The 19289-nt window shown below is 59.1% G+C and carries 12 protein-coding genes and 2 tRNA genes; 9 read left to right on the top strand and 5 right to left on the bottom strand.

The annotated features are described in order from the left end of the window. Nucleotides 1–23: 23 nt before the first annotated feature. On the top strand, nt 24–1313 hold the full coding sequence (locus AC1DU9_RS18860; protein WP_248732256.1) for an adenylosuccinate synthase: 1290 nt from the start codon (nt 24–26) through the stop codon (nt 1311–1313). A 150-nt stretch (nt 1314–1463) separates the two neighbouring features. Beyond that, nucleotides 1464–3398, top strand: coding sequence for a methyl-accepting chemotaxis protein (locus tag AC1DU9_RS18865; RefSeq protein ID WP_477810610.1), 1935 nt, complete (start codon nt 1464–1466; stop codon nt 3396–3398). Between the two features lie 134 nt (nt 3399–3532). Here the strand turns inward: AC1DU9_RS18865 and AC1DU9_RS18870 are convergent, their stop codons facing one another. The 4 genes from AC1DU9_RS18870 to AC1DU9_RS18885 all read right to left on the bottom strand — a co-directional run bounded on the left by AC1DU9_RS18870 (nt 3533) and on the right by AC1DU9_RS18885 (nt 6727). After that, on the bottom strand, nt 3533–5089 hold the full coding sequence (locus AC1DU9_RS18870) for an ABC transporter permease (RefSeq protein WP_477810611.1): 1557 nt from the start codon (nt 5087–5089) through the stop codon (nt 3533–3535). Then, on the bottom strand, nt 5089–6099 hold the full coding sequence (locus AC1DU9_RS18875; protein ID WP_223462527.1) for an extracellular solute-binding protein: 1011 nt from the start codon (nt 6097–6099) through the stop codon (nt 5089–5091). Before AC1DU9_RS18875 ends, AC1DU9_RS18870 begins: the two co-directional genes overlap by 1 nt. Nucleotides 6100–6387: 288 nt before the next feature. Beyond that, nucleotides 6388–6474, bottom strand: a tRNA-Leu gene (locus AC1DU9_RS18880). Nucleotides 6475–6640: 166 nt separating this feature from the next. Next, a tRNA-Leu gene (locus AC1DU9_RS18885) sits at nt 6641–6727 on the bottom strand. Nucleotides 6728–6952: 225 nt separating this feature from the next. On the opposite strand from AC1DU9_RS18885, the gene rnr reads away from it, so the two are divergent. From rnr to dnaB, 7 genes are all read left to right on the top strand, one after another. Further along, a complete protein-coding gene (rnr, locus tag AC1DU9_RS18890) occupies nt 6953–9589 on the top strand; it encodes a ribonuclease R (protein ID WP_477810612.1) in 2637 nt (878 codons plus the stop codon). Beyond that, nucleotides 9586–10353: a 23S rRNA (guanosine(2251)-2'-O)-methyltransferase RlmB gene (gene rlmB / locus AC1DU9_RS18895; RefSeq protein WP_223462529.1), complete on the top strand. Its 768-nt coding sequence runs from the start codon at nt 9586–9588 to the stop codon at nt 10351–10353. Before rnr ends, rlmB begins: the two co-directional genes overlap by 4 nt. A 315-nt stretch (nt 10354–10668) precedes the next feature. Beyond that, nucleotides 10669–11091, top strand: coding sequence for a 30S ribosomal protein S6 (gene rpsF, locus AC1DU9_RS18900; RefSeq protein WP_007982042.1), 423 nt, complete (start codon nt 10669–10671; stop codon nt 11089–11091). Nucleotides 11092–11119: 28 nt separating this feature from the next. After that, nucleotides 11120–11350, top strand: coding sequence for a 30S ribosomal protein S18 (gene rpsR, locus AC1DU9_RS18905; protein ID WP_002551829.1), 231 nt, complete (start codon nt 11120–11122; stop codon nt 11348–11350). 36 nt (nt 11351–11386) lie between these two features. Then, a complete protein-coding gene (locus AC1DU9_RS18910; protein ID WP_223462530.1) occupies nt 11387–12280 on the top strand; it encodes a YybS family protein in 894 nt (297 codons plus the stop codon). Between the two features lie 19 nt (nt 12281–12299). Next, on the top strand, nt 12300–12746 hold the full coding sequence (rplI, locus tag AC1DU9_RS18915; protein ID WP_034149636.1) for a 50S ribosomal protein L9: 447 nt from the start codon (nt 12300–12302) through the stop codon (nt 12744–12746). Between the two features lie 134 nt (nt 12747–12880). Beyond that, nucleotides 12881–14275, top strand: a complete 1395-nt coding sequence (dnaB, locus tag AC1DU9_RS18920; protein ID WP_223462531.1) for a replicative DNA helicase — start codon at nt 12881–12883, stop codon at nt 14273–14275. Nucleotides 14276–14326: 51 nt separating this feature from the next. Here dnaB and AC1DU9_RS18925 read toward each other — a convergent pair whose 3' ends face one another. Further along, nucleotides 14327–18997: an NEL-type E3 ubiquitin ligase domain-containing protein gene (locus AC1DU9_RS18925; RefSeq protein WP_477810613.1), complete on the bottom strand. Its 4671-nt coding sequence runs from the start codon at nt 18995–18997 to the stop codon at nt 14327–14329. Nucleotides 18998–19289: the final 292 nt, after the last annotated feature.

Below are 19289 nucleotides of genomic sequence, written 5' to 3' on the forward strand. Positions count from 1 at the left end.
TTGCGCGAATGAGGACAAGTGTTATGGGTAAGAATGTCGTAGTCCTGGGCACCCAATGGGGTGATGAGGGCAAAGGCAAGATCGTTGATCTGCTGACCGAACATGCTGCCGCCGTAGTGCGTTACCAAGGTGGCCACAACGCTGGCCACACTCTGGTGATCGACGGCGAGAAGACCGTCTTGCACCTGATCCCGTCGGGCGTGCTGCGCGAAGGCGTGCAGTGCCTGATCGGCAACGGCGTGGTGGTTGCACCTGACGCCCTGCTGCGCGAGATCACCAAGCTGGAAGAAAAAGGTGTGCCGGTGCGCGAGCGCCTGCGTATCAGCCCGTCCTGCCCGCTGATCCTGTCCTTCCACGTAGCGCTGGATCAGGCTCGTGAAAAGGCCCGTGGCGAGCTGAAGATCGGTACCACCGGTCGCGGCATCGGCCCGGCCTATGAAGACAAGGTTGCACGTCGTGGCCTGCGTGTGGGCGACCTGCTCAACATGCCGCGCTTTGAAGACAAGCTGCGTGAACTGGTGGATTACCACAACTTCATGCTGGTGGGTTACTACAAAGAGCCAGCCATCGAATTCGACAAGACCCTGGCCGAATGCAAAGAATACGCTGAGCTGCTCAAGCCGCTGATGCTGGACGTGACTGCCGAGTTGCACGACCTGCGTCGCGCTGGCAAGGACATCATGTTCGAAGGCGCCCAGGGTTCGTTGCTGGACATCGACCACGGCACCTACCCGTACGTGACCAGCTCTAACACCACCGCTGGCGGCGTTGCTACCGGTTCGGGTGTTGGCCCCATGTTCCTGGACTACATCCTGGGCATCACCAAGGCTTACACCACGCGTGTAGGTTCGGGTCCATTCCCGACGGAGCTGTTCGACGAAGTCGGCGCGCACCTGGCTAAACAAGGTCACGAGTTCGGCGCGACTACCGGCCGTGCTCGTCGTTGTGGCTGGTTCGACGCTGTTATCCTGCGTCGCGCTATCGATGTGAACAGCATCTCGGGCATCTGCCTGACCAAGCTGGACGTGCTCGACGGTCTGGAAACCATCAACATCTGCGTCGGCTACAAGGATGCGCAGGGTAAGGACGTTGCCCCGACTGATGCTGACAGCTACGTGGGCCTGCAGCCTGTGTACGAAGAAGTGCCGGGCTGGACCGAATCGACCGTGGGCGCCAAAACCCTGGAAGAGCTGCCAGCTAACGCCCGTGCTTACATCAAGCGCGTCGAAGAGCTGATCGGCGCGCCGATCGACATTATTTCGACGGGCCCGGACCGCAACGAAACCATCGTCCTGCGCCATCCGTTTGCTTGATAAGTTGTTGATGTAAAACACAAAGGCCCCTTAATTGGGGCCTTTGTCGTTTATGTCTGTTGGACGGCATGACCTTTGCTATTAGCTTTGCCTAAAACGTCACTTTTGGCGTGCCATCAATTTAATGGCGCTTTTGCAGAGGGATATCAAGTGTCGGCCGTTCTCTCATTGTTACAAAGCCGTTTGTTGCGGCCCGTGTTCGTTACCCTTGGTATCGCCCTTTTGGTGCAGGTGCTGGTAGCTGTCGCTCTGACCCGGAGCACGGTGACCGCGCTGGAGGCCGATCTGGGCATGCGCCTGGGTGCAGACAGCCAAAAGCTTTCCGCTGAGCTTGAGCAGGCGGGGCGCGAAGTCACGTCGAGCCTCGACAGTCTCTCCACCAGTACCCGCCAGCGCCTGACAGCCGGTTTGTCCTCGCGACTGAAGGATGAGCAGGCGCAGTTGCGCGCAACGCTGGAAAAAGACCTGAAGGACTCCGCTAGCGACATGGCGCAGCTTCTGGCTTCCGTCGCGCCCCGCGCCATGTGGGACAACGACGTCCCGACGCTTTCCGAATTCGCCCGCCGGGCCCAGCGCAATCCCAATGTGCTGTTCGTGGTGTATGACGACGCTACCGGCCAGCACCTGACACGCTACCTCAACCGGGAAAACCCGATCAACAAGGCGCTGCTGGAAAAAGGCCAGGGCGAGCGGGCGCTCGACAAGGTGCTGGATGCGGCGAAGAACGATCCTTCGGTCTTCTACACCGAGGCTTCGATCAATCCCAATGGCGTGGAAATCGGCAAGGTCCTGATGGGAGTCTCGACCGCTTCGGTGGAGACCGATCTCACGGCCCTGGACAAGCGTTTCTCGGCCTTGATCGCCAGCAGCGATCAACTGGTGGGTGACAGTCTGAAAGGCGCGGCGGCTGACAGCGCAACGGCCATGCGCTCGCGCCTGCAGTCGGCGCAGTCCACGGCGGCTGAAATGAAGGCCAACACTACCGGCACCGTGCAGGAAGCTGCTGCGACATTGCGCTGGCGCATTGGCGTATGCCTGGCGGTGGTGGGTTTTGGTGTCCTGCTGTTGTTGGCGGTGGTCCTCGGTCGCCGAGTGGTCAATCGCCTGAAAATGCTGATCGTAGCCATGGATGACCTGGCGGCGGGTGAGGGCGATCTGACCAAGCGCGTGCAGATCAACAGCAAGGATGAAATCGGCGACATGGCCTCGGCGGTCAATCGCTTTGTGGACAAGTTACAGCCGATCGTGCGCGAGGCGGGCGATGTAGCCCAGCGTACCGGTGTGGAAATCGGTGCCATGACCTTGCGCAATGCCGGTGCGGATGCGGCGGCTGGCATGCAGCGCGACGAGGTGGCGGAGAGTTTGCGCGCACTGTCGCAAATGGCTGATGAGGCGCAGTCGGAAAGCCACGCCATGCAGGCGGCGCTCAAGCAAGTCGTGGACATTCGCCAGGCCACCGATGAAAACACCCGCACCTCGGCGAAAGTCGGCAGCCTGATCGAGGAGCTGGCGGGTCAGGTCAATACCGGGGCTCAAGTCATCGAGCGCCTGGCGCAGCAAAGTGAGCAGATTGAGGTGGTGCTGACGGTGATCCACGGCATCGCCGAGCAGACCAACCTGCTGGCGCTGAACGCGGCGATTGAAGCGGCGCGTGCCGGCGAGACCGGGCGTGGGTTTGCGGTGGTGGCTGACGAGGTGCGGGCGCTGGCGAGCAAGACGCAGAGCTCCACCGGCGATATTCAGGCGCACATCGTGGCGTTGCAGCAAGGTGCGCGTGAGGCGGTGGCGGCGATCGGTCAGGCCGGGCGCCAGGCCAGTGAGGGTTTGCTGGTGTTGCGTGACAGTGCTCGGTTGCAGCAGTCGGTGCAGGCGTCCGTCGAGCAGGTTCATGCGGCGATCGGTTTGGCCACCCAGGCCGCGGCGCATCAGGCTCAGGGCGCACAGGCGGTGCGGGGGAGGGTCCAGACTATTCACGCCCAGGCCGAGAAGGCGGCGCAAGCTGTCGTGGAGACCACGGCGAGCGGTAAGGTGCTGGATGGCCTGGCGGCGCAATTGAAGGCGAGCCTGGGGCAGTTCAGGGCTTAATGCTTTGTCAGGGATGGCCTCATCGCGAGCAAGCTCGCTCCCACAGTGATGGTTGGCGGAAACAAAAATTGTGGGCGCCTCAGATCAAATGAGGGAGCGAGCTTGCTCCGGGCGGCGATCCGACGATGGCGGTCTCAACGGCTCAGATACATTCGGGTCGTCAGCAGATAGACCGGCAACCCCGACACCAATATCAACAACGCCGCATAAGGCGCCGCCGCCGCAAATTCCACATTCGCCGTATGCGCCCAGACTTCTGTCGCCAACGTGTTCAGCCCGGTCGGGCTCAACAGCAAGGTCGCCGTCAGTTCCTTCATCGCATCCAGGAACACCAGGGCAAAAGCCGCGCCCAGCGCCGGGAAAATAATCGGCAGCGTCACTCGGCAGAAGGCACTGAATGACGAGGCTCCCAGTGTGCGAGCAGCCTCCTCGAGCTGCGGCGCCGCCTTGTTCAGGGCGGTGCGGATCGGCGCCTGGGCCAGCGGCAGGAACAGCAGGGCATAGGCGATCAGCAGCAATGCCGAAGTCTGGTAGAGCATCGGCACGTAGTGCAGGGCGAAATACACCAGGGTCAGGGCAATGACCAGCCCCGGCAGGGCGTGCAGCAGATACGGCAGGCGCTCGGCCCAGATCGCCAGTTGACCTTTGTAGCGCACGACCAGCAGGCCGACCGGCACCGCCAGCACCAGGCACAGTGCAGCGCCACCCAGCGACAGTGCGAGGGATGACATCAATGCCTCGCCGATTGCCGCCACGGGAAAGGCGGCCGATGATCCCACCGCCAACCAGTAGGCCAGCATGCCCAGCGGAATTCCGCTGCCAATGATTGCCAACAGCAGGCAATACAGCTGTCCCGCCACGGCCCAGGGGCCCAGTTGAACCTGTTCCGCGCGTCGCGCCGCACCTTGGCCGGTGCGTACGTGTCGACCCTTGCCGCGCACGCGCAGCTCCAGCCACAGCAGCGCCAGGCACAACATCAGCAGTACGGCGGAGAGCATCGCGGCGTTGGCATTGCTGAACTCCAGTTCGAACTGCTGATAGATCGCCGTGGTGAAGGTTTGCAGGCCGATGATCGACAAGGCGCCGAACTCCACCAGCATGTGCAGTGCAATCAGCAACGAACCCGCCAGCAGCGAAGGCCAGAGCAGGGGTAGGGTGACCTTGAAAAATACGCCCCAGCGATTTTGCCCCAGCGTGCGCGCGGACTCTTCGAGGGATGGGTCAAGGTTGCGCAGCGTTGCCGCCACGGGCAGGAAAATCAGCGGGTACTTGGACAGGCTCATCACCAGGATAGCCCCGCCAAGTCCCTCGAAATGAGCGCTGAGCGAAACCCAGGTGAAGCTGCTGACAAATGCCGGAACGGCGAACGGCAGGCAGAGGATCACGCCCCACAATCGTCGGCCCGGCAAATTACTGCGTTCCAGCAACCAGGCCAGCGACAAGCCGATTACCACGCAAACAGCGGTGACCCCGATCATCAGTGCGAGTGTGTTGCGCAGCAAGCCGAATACATAAGGTCGCCATAGCAAATGCAGTGCTTCTGCCCAGCCCGCCTGCCAGGCTTTCAGGCCGACATACAGCAGAGGCAGGAGGCTGAGCGCCACCAACAGCAACACGGGCAGTATCAGCCAGATAGACGGCCGCTTGCGCCGTGGCGCGTACGCGTGATGCGCGGACAGTGAGGCACCCATCAATTCAGGCCAACGTCACGTTCCAGGTCCAGCGCTTCTTCGGCGTTGCCGAGGTCGGCCGGCGTGACTTTGGGTGCTTCCAGTTCGCTGAACGGCTTGAGCCCGCGATCAGATTCCATGCCTTTGTGCAGAGGGTACTCGGCGGTGGTCTGGGTGATCACACGCTGGCCTTCCTCGCTGGCCATGTAGGCGAGCAATTGCTGTGCTTCTTTGGGGTGTTTGCTGGATTTGAGGACTGCGGCGCTGGAAACGGTGATCAGCCCGCCGACATCGCCGCCGGTGAAGTAATGCAGTTTCGAATCGAGCTGGCCTTTTTCGCGCTGCAGGGCGAACCAGTAGTAGTTGTTCACCAGCACGGTGGCGACTTCGCCATTTTCCACCGCTTTCAATGCAACCATGTTATTGCTGTAGGTCTTGCCGAATGCGCGCAGTCCGGTCAGCCATTCTTCGGCAGCATCCATGCCGTGAACTTTGATGATCGCAACGGCCTGTTCCTGAAAGGCACCGCTGGTGGGTACGAAGCCGACCTTGCCTTGCCATTTTGGATTGGCGAACTCCATCACCGACTTCGGCAGGTCTTTTTCATCGACCAGTTTCGGGTTGTAGGCCACGACGCGTACCCGGGCAGTCACGCCAATCCAGGTGCCATTGCCGGCGACGTATTCCTTGGGCAGAACGGCCAGCGTGGCGTCATCCGCCTTGGCCAGCAGGCCTTGCTCGCCGAGTTTGTTCAGTGGCGGCGACTCTTCGGTGTAGATCACGTCGGCGGGGGAGCGATCGCCTTCTTCGACGATCTGGCTGGCGAGCTGGTTGCTGCTGCCTTTGCGCACATTGACGTGGATCCCGGTCTTGGCTTCGAAAGCTTTGGCAACCGCGTCGCCGACTTCTTTGTGTTGGCCGTTGTAGAGGGTCAGGGCAACCGGGTCGGCGGCTTGGGTGAGGGGAGTGGCGAGCGCCAGGCCGAGCAGGGTAATGGTCAGGCCACGGCGCAGGGTATTTCGAAACATCATTCGCAGGGTTCCTCACTGTCGCATTGCAAAAACTTGCAACAATGATAAACGATATTGTTTCTCAAATGCGCCGATAAATCCCGTAGGAGCGAGCTTGCTCGCGATGGGCGTGAACGAAGACGCGTTCTGTCTGCTAACAAGTGTCACCCTTGAGTGCATCGTCGGAACGCCGCCCGGAGCAAGCTCGCTCCTACAGAGGGGGGCGTGTTGCTTTTCAGAAGGCAGAAACGCAAAAACCCGCTTTCGCGGGTTTTTGTGAAATCCAAGGTCGTAACCTTGAATTTGAATTGGTGCCCAGAAGAAGACTCGAACTTCCACGACCTTGCGGTCACCAGCACCTGAAGCTGGCGTGTCTACCAATTTCACCATCTGGGCATTCATCTTCAGCGTTGCCGCTGTTGATGTGGCGCACTATACGGAGAGCTATTTGATCTGTAAACCCCTGATTTCAAATTAATAAACCAATGGTCAAAAATGCAAAAACCCGCTTTCGCGGGTTTTTGTGTGAGCCTTGAAATTGAACTAATCTCAAGCTCGAAATTGGTGCCCAGAAGAAGACTCGAACTTCCACGACCTTGCGGTCACCAGCACCTGAAGCTGGCGTGTCTACCAATTTCACCATCTGGGCAGTATCGGCAACGTTGTCCGTCGTCGATGGCGCGCACTATACGGAGCGTCTTTTTAACTGTAAACCCCCGGGATCAAAAAAACCTGGAAAATTTCGCCAGCGGCCTTCAAAACAGCTTTGCGATGTCGATACAGGGCTTTAGATGGGTCGTCTTAGCCTGAAATTTCCCGTTTCATTACGCCTATGCCAAACTAACCCGCATATAGACAAGGTGAAAACTCTCTAATGGCCGATTGGCAGTCCCTCGATCCCGAGGCCGCTCGTGAAGCGGAAAAATACGAAAACCCTATTCCTAGCCGTGAACTGATCCTTCAGCACCTTGCTGATAGAGGTTCGCCTGCTAACCGCGAGCAACTGGTCGAAGAGTTTGGTCTGACCACGGAAGACCAGATCGAAGCCCTGCGCCGCCGCCTGCGCGCCATGGAGCGCGATGCTCAACTCATCTACACCCGACGCGGCACTTATGCGCCGGTGGACAAGCTCGACCTGATCCTGGGTCGCATCAGCGGTCACCGTGATGGCTTCGGCTTCCTGGTGCCGGACGACGGCAGTGACGACCTGTTCATGAGCCCGGCGCAGATGCGCCTGGTGTTTGACGGTGACCGTGCCCTGGCGCGGGTTTCCGGCCTGGATCGTCGCGGTCGCCGTGAAGGCATGATCGTTGAAGTGGTGTCCCGGGCTCACGAGAGCATCGTCGGCCGCTACTTTGAAGAGGGTGGCATCGGTTTCGTGGTTGCCGACAACCCGAAAATCCAGCAGGAAGTGCTGGTCACGCCGGGTCGTAACGCCAACGCGCAGATCGGTCAGTTCGTCGAAGTGAAGATCACTCACTGGCCGACGCCACGCTTCCAGCCGCAAGGCGACGTGGTTGAGGTCGTGGGCAACTACATGGCGCCGGGCATGGAGATCGATGTCGCCCTGCGTACCTACGACATTCCTCACGTCTGGCCTGATGCTGTGCTCAAGGAAGCCGGCAAGCTCAAGCCGGAAGTCGAAGAAAAGGACAAAGAGAAGCGCATCGACCTGCGCCATCTGCCGTTCGTCACCATCGACGGCGAAGATGCCCGCGACTTCGACGATGCGGTCTACTGCGAAGCCCGTCCGGGCAAGCTGCGCCTGTTCTCGGGCGGCTGGAAGCTGTACGTGGCGATTGCCGACGTATCCAGCTACGTGAAGCTCGGTTCGGCGCTGGATGCCGAAGCGCAGGTTCGCGGCAACTCGGTGTACTTCCCTGAGCGCGTGATCCCGATGCTGCCTGAGCAGCTGTCCAACGGTTTGTGCTCGTTGAACCCGCAAGTCGATCGCCTGGCCATGGTTTGCGAGATGACCATCTCCAAATCCGGCGAAATGACCGACTACTGCTTCTACGAAGCGGTGATCCACTCCCATGCCCGCCTGACCTACAACAAGGTCAGCGCCATGCTGGAAACGCCGAAAGCCACCGAAGCTCGCAAGCTGCGCGGCGAATACACCGACGTGGTGCCGCACCTCAAGCAGCTCTACTCGCTGTACAAGGTGTTGCTGGCGGCTCGTCATGTGCGTGGCGCGATCGATTTCGAAACCCAGGAAACCCGGATCATCTTCGGTACCGAGCGCAAGATTGCCGAAATCCGTCCGACCGTGCGCAATGACGCTCACAAGCTGATCGAGGAATGCATGCTGGCGGCCAACGTGGCTACCGCGGAATTCCTGAAAAAGCACGAAATCCCGGCGCTGTACCGCGTTCACGATGGTCCGCCACCGGAGCGACTGGAAAAGCTGCGCGCCTTCCTTGGCGAGCTCGGCCTGTCCCTGCACAAAGGCAAGGATGGTCCGTCGCCGAAGGATTACCAGGCACTGCTGGCCGGTATCAAGGATCGTCCGGATTTCCACCTGATCCAGACCGTCATGCTGCGCTCGTTGAGCCAGGCGGTGTACAGCGCCGATAACCAGGGCCACTTCGGCCTGAATTACGAAGCCTATACCCACTTCACCTCGCCGATCCGCCGTTACCCGGACTTGCTCACGCACCGGGCGATTCGCAGCGTGATCCATTCGAAGCAGAACACCCCGCACGTTCGTCGTGCTGGTGCGATGACCATTCCGAAGGCGCGCATCTATCCGTATGACGAGGCGGCCCTGGAGCAGCTCGGCGAGCAGTGCTCGATGAGCGAGCGCCGTGCCGATGAAGCGACTCGCGACGTGGTGAACTGGCTCAAGTGCGAGTTCATGAAAGACCGCGTGGGCGAATCGTTCCCGGGTGTGATCACCGCAGTGACCGGTTTTGGTCTGTTCGTCGAGCTGACCGATATCTACGTCGAAGGCCTGGTGCACGTCACCGCGCTGCCGGGCGATTACTACCACTTCGATCCTGTGCACCATCGCCTGGCCGGTGAGCGTACCGGTCGCAGTTTCCGCCTGGGTGACACCGTGGAAGTGCGGGTCATGCGCGTCGACCTCGACGAACGCAAGATCGACTTCGAGATGGCCGAGAAAACCATCAGTGCGCCGATCGGTCGCAAAAAACGTGGTACCGAAACGGCAGCGCCTGCGGCGCCTTCTACAAAAACAGTCGCAGAACCGGCCCTGGCGAAAACCGGTCGTCGTCCTGCCAAGGAAAAGGCGGTCGAGGCCTATCGCCCGAGCGATGCGGCGGCGAAAAACGCCGAAGTGCGCAAAAGCCGTGAAATGAAACAGGCGTTGCTGGCCGGTGCGAAAAGCGGCGGTAAAGCGGCGTCTGGGGGAAAGACCAGTCGGTCGGCGCCTGACAAGGCCGTCGGCGGCAAGCCAGCCAAACCGAGCAAACATCGTAAAGGCCCGCCAAAAGCGGGCTCGGCTCCAGCCAAGAGTGGCGGGGCGCGTAAACCTAAGGCCAAGCCATGAGTCAGTTGGAAAAGATCTACGGCGTACATGCTGTAGAAGCGTTGTTGCGTCACCACCCGAAACGCGTGAAGCAGATCTGGCTGGCCGAAGGTCGCAATGACCCTCGGGTCCAGACGCTGATTGAGCTGGCGAACGAAAACCGGGTCCAGGTCGGCCAGGCCGAGCGCCGCGAAATGGACGCCTGGGTCGAAGGTGTGCACCAGGGTGTGGTCGCGGACGTGAGTCCGAGCCAGGTCTGGGGCGAGGCGATGCTCGACGAGCTGCTCGATCGCACCGACGGCGCGCCGTTGTTGCTGGTGCTCGACGGCGTGACCGATCCGCACAACCTCGGCGCCTGCCTGCGTTCGGCCGATGCGGCGGGTGCGCTGGCAGTGATCGTGCCGAAGGACAAGTCAGCGACCCTGACTCCGGTTGTACGAAAAATCGCCTGCGGCGCGGCGGAAGTGATTCCGCTGGTTGCCGTGACCAACCTGGCGCGCACCCTGGAAAAGCTCCAGCAGCGCGGCTTGTGGGTTGTCGGTACGGCGGGGGAGGCCGAAGTCAGTCTTTATGACCAAGACCTCACTGGCCCGACCATCCTGATCATGGGTGCCGAAGGCAAGGGCATGCGTCGCCTGACCCGCGAACATTGCGACTACCTGGTGAATCTGCCGATGGCCGGTAGTGTCAGCAGTCTCAACGTTTCCGTGGCGACGGGGGTCTGTCTGTTCGAAGCGCAGCGCCAGCGCGCCGTCAAAGCCAAGGCTGCCGTCAAGAAGTCCTGACCTGCTGCAAATCTCCTGTGGGAGCGAGCTTGCTCGCGATGGCGGTGTCACATTCAGCATCAATGTTGAATGTGGTGCCCTCATCGCGAGCAAGCTCGCTCCCACAGGGGTTTGTAGTGAGGCAAAAATTGTGGTGTGAACGAGCTGTTCAAATAATCACCAATTACCTTGCGCCTCCCTCGCCCCTTCTCTACAATTGCGCCCCTTGCTGTGATGGCAGGCACCAACGTGTCTAGCGTCCGCAAGTCCATAAGTGTCATTCACTCCTTGTCTGACCGCTTTTGAGCGGCAGGCTACAACCCGTAAGGAGCATTCATGCGTCATTACGAAATCATCTTTTTGGTCCACCCGGATCAAAGCGAGCAAGTCGGCGGCATGGTTGAGCGTTACACCAAGCTGATCGAAGAAGACGGCGGCAAAATCCACCGTCTGGAAGATTGGGGCCGTCGTCAACTGGCCTACGCAATCAACAATGTTCACAAGGCTCACTACGTGATGCTGAACGTTGAGTGCACTGGCAAGGCCCTGGCCGAGCTGGAAGACAACTTCCGCTACAACGATGCAGTGATCCGTAACCTGGTCATCCGTCGCGACGAAGCCGTTACCGGCCAGTCCGAGATGCTCAAGGCTGAAGAAAACCGCAGTGAGCGCCGTGAGCGTCGCGACCGTCCTGAGCACGAAGGCGCTGAAAGCGTTGACAGTGATGACAGCGACAACAGCGATAACGCTGACGAGTAATCCACGGACCTTTTAAGGAGCCTATCAAATGGCACGTTTCTTCCGTCGTCGTAAATTCTGCCGCTTCACCGCTGAAGACGTGAAAGAGATCGATTACAAAGATCTCAACACTCTGAAAGCCTACGTATCCGAGACCGGCAAAATTGTTCCAAGCCGCATCACCGGTACCAAAGCTCGTTATCAGCGTCAGCTGGCCACCGCTATCAAGCGCGCCCGCTTCCTGGCCCTGCTGGCCTACACCGACAGCCACGGCCGCTGAGACCGGGCAGTCGACACGTAGCAAAGGATTGAATGCATGCGGGCCATAGCTGAGTTCATCATGCGCGGCCGTATGCAGGCCACTCTCGTAGTGGCTGGATGCGCGGCGATGCCGTTGTTGTATTGGTTGGGTGCTGCCGCCGGATGCCTTGTGCTCCTGCGGCGCGGATTGAGGGACGCCTTGGGCGTTCTTGCTCTGGGACTGCTGCCGGCATTGGCCTGGTGGCTTTACTCCGATGACCCACGGGCACTTCTGGTGCTGCTGGGGTCTGCGAGCCTTGCGTTGGTTTTGCGCGCAAGCGAGTCCTGGAACCGCGTGCTGCTGGTCAGCATAGCGATGGGAGTGGTGTTTTCAGTGGTGTTGGGGACAGCTTTTGCTCCCCAGATCGAGATGCTGGCGCAGGCTTTGATCAAGGTCATGCCGTCGCTACTCGGTGACGTCTACCAGAAGTTGTCGGTAGACGAACAAGCGCGTTTCGCGTCCCTGATTGCACCGGTCCTGACCGGCCTGATTGCGGCGTTGTTGCAAATCGTCAGCTTGCTGAGCCTGCTTGTCGGGCGCTACTGGCAGGCGTTGTTGTACAACCCGGGCGGTTTTGGTCGCGAGTTTCGCGCCATCCGCTTCCCGCTGTTGCCGGCGATGTTGCTGCTGGCGTGCATGCTTCTGGGGCCGAACATCGGTCCGCAGATGGCCATGTTGACGCCGTTGTGCAGCGTACCGCTGGTGTTCGCCGGGCTGGCCCTGATTCACGGGCTGGTGGCGCAGAAACGACTGGCCAGGTTCTGGCTGGTGGGGTTGTACGTGACGCTGTTGCTGTTCATGCAACTGATCTATCCGTTGCTGGTGGTCCTGGCCATCGTCGACAGCCTGATTGATTTTCGCGGTCGTTCGGCACCGAAAGATGCCGATAACGCGAACGGTGAAGGTTAAAAGTTAAGAGGATTTTCACATGCAACTGATCCTTCTGGAAAAAGTCACCAACCTGGGCAACCTGGGTGACAAAGTGAACGTTAAGGCTGGTTACGGTCGTAACTACCTGCTGCCTTACGGCAAAGCTACCGCTGCGACCCCAGCCAACCTGGCTGCGTTCGAAGAGCGTCGTGCCGAGCTGGAAAAAGCTGCAGCAGATCGTAAATCGTCGGCTGAAAGCCGCGCTGCCCAACTGGCCGAGCTGGAAGTGACCATCACTGCCACCGCTGGCGACGAAGGCAAGCTGTTCGGTTCGATCGGTACTCACGACATCGCTGACGCACTGACCGCCTCTGGCGTTGAAGTGCAGAAGAGCGAAGTTCGTCTGCCGAACGGCACCATCCGCAACGTAGGCGAATTCGACGTAGCCGTGCACCTGCACGCCGAAGTTGAAGCCACCGTACGCGTTGTCGTGGTAGCAGCTTAAGCAGCACTTGTCGGCTGGCACCCTCGGGTGCTTGCCGGTAACATCGGGCACGATCCTGTTTACAGGTCGTGCCCTTTGTCTTTCTGGTAGCTCCTGTTTTTCAACCCCTGCTTTTTCTAAACAACCAAGTGGCCATGAACGATATCTCCGCTCCTGAGCAATACGATCTGCAAACCGCCGCGCTAAAAGTGCCGCCGCATTCCATCGAAGCCGAACAGGCTGTACTCGGTGGTCTGATGCTGGACAACAACGCCTGGGAACGCGTGCTCGATCAAGTCTCCGACGGCGATTTCTATCGACATGACCACCGTCTGATTTTCCGTGCGATCGCCAAGCTGGCCGATCAGAACATGCCGATTGACGTCGTGACCCTGTCCGAACAGCTGGACAAGGAAGGTCAGACTTCACAGGTCGGCGGTCTCGGTTACTTGGGCGAATTGGCGAAAAACACCCCGTCCGTCGCCAACATCAAGGCCTATGCGCAGATCGTTCGCGCGCGGGCGACTTTGCGCCAGTTGATCGGCATTGCTACGGAAATCGCCGACAGTGCGTTCAATCCGGAAGGGCGCACTGCTGAAGAGATTCTCGATGAAGCTGAACGGCAGATCTTCCAGATCGCTGAAGCCCGGCCGAAAACGGGTGGTCCGGTCAGCGTCAACGACCTGCTGACCAAGGCCATCGACCGTATCGACACCTTGTTCAATACCGACAACGCCATCACCGGCCTGTCCACCGGCTATACCGACCTCGACGAAAAAACCAGCGGCCTGCAGCCGGCCGACCTGATCATCGTCGCGGGTCGTCCGTCCATGGGTAAAACCACCTTTGCGATGAACCTGGTGGAAAACGCCGTGTTGCGCAGCGATAAGTGTGTGCTGGTTTACTCGCTGGAAATGCCAGGCGAATCGCTGATCATGCGTATGTTGTCGTCCCTTGGCCGCATCGACCAGACCAAGGTCCGTGCGGGTCGCCTTGACGACGATGACTGGCCGCGCCTGACTTCAGCGGTCAATCTGCTTAACGATCGCAAGCTGTTCATCGACGATACCGCCGGTATCAGCCCCTCGGAAATGCGTGCCCGGACCCGGCGCCTGGTGCGTGAGCACGGCGACGTGGCGCTGATCATGATCGACTACCTGCAATTGATGCAGATTCCGGGTTCCGGTGGTGATAACCGGACCAACGAGATTTCCGAAATCTCCCGTTCCCTGAAAGCCCTGGCCAAGGAATTCAACTGCCCGGTAGTGGCGCTGTCCCAGCTCAACCGTTCCCTGGAGCAACGACCGAACAAACGCCCGATCAACTCCGACTTGCGCGAATCCGGAGCGATCGAGCAGGACGCCGACGTCATCATGTTCGTGTACCGGGATGAGGTTTATCACCCGGAAACCGAGCACAAGGGTATCGCCGAAATCATCATCGGCAAGCAGCGGAACGGTCCGATCGGCACGTCACGACTGGCGTTCATCGGCAAATACACCCGATTCGAAAATCTCGCGCCAGGCAGTTACAACTTCGACGACGAATGACAGCTGGCCGAAACGATTCGGCCAGCTGCATCGGTGCTTGATGCGACGTTCTCACCGTGTGGGCGGGAGCTCATCTCCAGACGTGTTGCTGGCGAGATGACCATCGATAGTCGAAGGTAGTTGAAGTTCTTGCCGCGTCACGGCCTGGATCAACGTCGCTTCTGTAATCGCAAGCTGTGCCTGCACATCATCGGACTGGGCATTGTATTCAGACTCTGTCAGCTGCCCTTGGGATTTCTGGTCGTCCAGAATCGCCTGCCGATCCTGAAACGGCTGACGGCTTGCGTCGAATTGCGACTGATATTTGTGAGTGATGTAGTCCTGCCAGAAATCCATGGACACCAGTGCCTGAAACTCTTCGGGCGAACCGTCCAGTGCAACGACTTTTCGATAGGCCGCATCGAGCATTGTCGGGTGCACGTTGGCCATTCCGATGTAGCTGAGTGTTTTCGGCTGAAACGGCAATTGCAACCGGTCCTTGAGGCCAAAGCGATAAGCCATCGTCATTTCATGGGGATCGCGTATTCGATTGCGATGCAGATTTCTCTGCTCCTCGGATGTCGTCGGATCGCTGGCTATTGCCCTGCTGGACTCCAGGTCAGCCGCCGCGATGTCGTCGACCTGTCTCAGCCGAAACAGCCCTTTGGATAAATCCACCAGTGGTGTCCCGTTCAAATCGAGTTTGGCCTGGATACGCGCCTTGTGACTGATTGCCAGGATTTGCAGATCGGTGAAGGTGGCAGCTGCAAGGTCAGTGCATCCCGCTTCGCACGCGCGATCGAACAGCTCCCTGCGCAAGGCTCGCGACTGTGGATTGTTTTCGGTAATGACATCGATCACTTCCCAGGCTTGTCGCCGAAAATCAGGATGGCCGATGCGACTGCGAATGATGTTGAAGAAGCCGTCCGAGCCCTGCTGCTCACGCAACATGCGCCATTGCTCCCTTCTGGCTGAGACCTGGTCGGCGGACAATCCTGTGATCCACGCCGGGTGCATCTCTACCGCGCTCGTCGCGGGCTCGGGCTGCCTCGTATGGACGGAAGACGTTGTGAGCAGGTTGGGTTCGCGGATCAGCGGTGTTCCGGCAGCGGTCAGTCGCTCACTGTATGTTGCCAACTGCACGTGGGTGGCATCAGACAGCGGATTGTTGGTTATCAGCGTGCCGCTATTGACCTGTACCGAATGCGCCAGCCGATCCGCGGTCGGTGCGGTGACGAAGTCGGGAATCGTTGTGATCTGATTGTTGCTCAGATCGATATCGGTCAGGCGGGGTTGGTCAAACAGACCGGTCGGCCAGGCATTGATACCTGTATTCGCCAGGCTGGCCGTGCGTATATCCGATATCAGACTGAAGTCGGGGAGTACACCTAATTGGGGGTTGTCATGCAGCCATAACAATCTGAGTGTTGTTCGGCTGAAAAGGATCCGCGCGGTCTCGGTGTTCAGTTGCAGTTGGTTTTTTTGCAGGAACAGGCGCGTCATTGCATGCATTTCTCCCACTGCGGGGGGTAAGTCCCTGAGCCGGTTGTGCGACATATCCAGCCAGCGTAAGTGACGAAAGCGGGTCAGGAAACCTTCAGGGGAAGCCGTCAGGTTCATGTTGTTCAATCTGAGTGATCCAACGTGGCTGAAGTCGACGCTCAGATCCGGCAGGGTCGGCAATATCAGTCTTCCGAGATTCAGTTCCCAGCCGATCGGCGTTCCGTCGGCGGCGAGTTTTTGATTGCCTTCCCGTCGCCAGCAACTGATGATTCGATCCCGGGCCTTGGTTCGGTGACTGCGGGTCTGGGCGTTGATCTGTAACTGATTGGCACGAATGTAACCTTGGCGATTGCCTCCACCCGAGTACACCCAGGCGTCAAGCTGGCTTGTCAATACGCTGAACTCTTGCTCCAACCCGTTCAATTTGCGTGAGAAAACTCCTTTCTCATGGCTCCATATGTATTCCCTGCATTCCTTGATACCTTTTTGCGGATACAGTTCGCGGTAACGCTGTGCCCAAGAGTTTTCGCTATCAAATGCTTTGGAATAGGCAGGGGCCATCAGTTCCGGGTGAGCCTCGTTCAGCCGTCGCCAGTAGCCGTCGAATTTTCTCCAATACTGGGAAGGGAATTCGTTGCCCTCGAGCCGCGTGACAGCATTGATCCGGGCGACTGTTTCCAGATGTTCAGGAGCGGGGTTGAGGTTGGCCTGGGGCACTTCACGTAACCGATTGTTGCTCAAATCGATGCCCGTCAACGCGGTCTTGTCCAGTAATCCTGTCGGCCATTGACCAATCTGCGTGTTCTGCAGATTGACGGAGTTCAACTCGGACATGGCACTAAAGTCGGGTGCTATCTGCAGCGGGTTATTGGAAAGATCGACTACCTTGAGTTGGCTCAGGGCGCTCAGTGTCGAAGCGCTTTGCGCATCCAGTGTCATGTTGCTGGAGGTCAGGCTCAGGTAGCTCAGCTTTTTCATTTCGCCAATGCTGGGGGGAAGCCTCTCGACCTGGGAGTGGGCAATGCTCAACGATTCCAGGTTGGGAAAATTCGACAGGAAGGTATTGGAAGCGTCCGACCAGTTGACTGAATCCATACTGAGCATTTTGACGTGACTGAAATCCGCTGTCAGAGCCGGAAGTGCTCCGTTTACGGATGGCAGCCTTAATGTTGTCTCCGAACCTTCAAGCCAGCAGCCCTTGATTATTCTGGCGAGACGTTTCACCTGGATTTTTTCTGCGTTGGCGGTGCTGGATGAACCGGGTTGACTGTCGGCTATGTAGCGCTCCAGCTGTGTTTCCAATAAATCGAATGCCTGAATGCGTCGGGCGATCTGCGCTTCAGCGCCATCACCCAGGCCGATCAGATACTCCCTGGCAGCTCCTTCGTTCTTATCAGGGTACATCCGCTGCACCATCGCGACCTCGGGGATATCGCCGTCGATCCTGAACGCACCGGGTCGGGTGGTGGTGCTCAGGTCGGGATATTCGGCCGCCACGCGTTGCCAATACAGTTCAAAGGATTTCCAGTAACCGACAGGGAATCGATTGCCTTCAAGTAGCGTAACTCCGTTGATTCGGGCGATGGTTTCGAGTTGATCGGCCGTCGGGTTCAGGTTTGCCTGAGGAACTTCGCGCAGCTGGTTGTTGCGCAAGTCGACGATTTCCAGCTTGGCCTGATGTTGCAGGCCCGTGGGCCACTGATCCAGTTGCGTGTTGCTCAGGTTAAGAGCCTTGAGTTCGGACATGGCGCTGAAATCAGGCATTGTCCCAAGGGGATTGCCCGACAGATCGATGTTTTCCAGCTTGCTGAGCGCGCTCAGCTTTGCGCTTGTTTGCTCATTGAGCTGAATACGGTTCGAACTTAGATTCAACGTGCTCAGATCGGACATTTCAGCCACGGCGGCAGGCAGTTTATCCAGGGTGGAGTGGGTCACCGTCAGATGTTCAAGGCGGGAAAAGCCAGTGAGGAATGTGTCGACCGTGTCCGACCAGGTGATGTCTTTCAGATCCAGCGTCCGGACATGGCTGAAATCAGCGTTCAACGCTGGAAGGGTTCCATTCCCAGGCTGCAGCTTGAGCGTTGTCCCGGTCTGCTGACGCCAGCAGCGCTTTATCTCTTGGGCGACTTGTTCCGCCCAGCGTTTTGTTGGTTCTGGCGTCGATGAGGCGGACGACTGTGTGATCCAGGATTTCAGTTGGTCCTTGAGCGTTTTGTACTCGGTTTTGCGGCGGGCCAAACCGCCATCGACGTCGTCTCCCAGCGATCGGACAAGTGCTTTGATCTGCTCCGTGTCGAGGGATGGGTACAAGTCTGCGGCACGAGATTCCGGGCTGCGCAGTCGGTCGAAAGCCGATAACAGTCTGTCTTTCAGACCTTGACGAGCAGGGCGATCAGGTTCGCTACGCATCATCCCGCCCGCGCCGGGCACCTTGGTTCCCACCCAGCCGTCCAGTACATCGTAAACCACGGGCTCCGACCTTCCCGGGCGTGTCGCGACATACAGGTTGCGGTTGTCCAGGGCGACGGGATCCTCTGTGCGGACGACGCGCATCACCGCAGCCTGCGGCGAGGAAGCCTCAAGATCATGCAGGACTTGATAGGCGCGGTCTTCGATGACCACGTAGAGTTTGCCTTCGCGCCGATACAACCCGTCGCTGCCCGGTTCGGAGCCGGTGAAGTCCAGGCTTGTGCGAAAGGCTTCCAGGCGGGTATTGGTCAGCGGGTAGGTCGTTGGCTCAACGTCATCCAGCGAATACCAGAGCGTGCTCTCGGGATCGCGCACGAGCACCGGGCCTGATGCTTGCAGTTCGCTCGGCAGCTTGGCCCGGTACAGGCCGGTGTCCGGATCCGCAGTGATATGCACGATGCCGCCGCGTGGCACATCGACATACTGGCGTCCCTTGAACGTCCTGAAACCCAGGGCGTCGGGTGCGGGAAGCTGAGCCGCCGAGGCGAGCCAATAATGCTCCAGCGGACGCGGTGTCGACGGGAGGGCAGGCACTGGAGCGGAAGGTAACTCGCTGGCCGTTACGGGCGGTGCTGGCGTGATGGCATCGAGGTCGGCATTCCCCGGTGTCCCGGTCCCCTTGGGAGGGATTCGCGGATTCGTCGTGACTGGCAAGCCGAAGTCGACACGCGGCAGGGTGTCGGGCAACGGGGTGTGTCCGTCCGAGGGCAGCTTGGGATGGGTGTGGACATCGACGGTGACTGTGCCTTTGGGTGGCGGTTTGGGTGACATGGGTTTTCATCCTTCAGTGATTGCCGCATCGGCCTCCATAAATGGGATGCTGAAGGGGCATTCGGCGTCATTGCCGGTTTTTTGATTGACGGTTTCGTGGAGCCTCTATTGGTTCGCGATTTTTTTAGCAGGAAAATCACGGCGAAGAGCGGTACATATATATTCAACAGCGATCGGCCGGCGCGCACCGCCGGCCAATTGCAATAGCCTTACGCAGTCAGGTCAAAAATCCGCTGCGCCGTCCGGCCATCAATCGTATGGCGCCAGATGGCGATGTGCTCTCGACCGGCCT

Source organism: Pseudomonas sp. P4_C1, assembly GCF_056402155.1.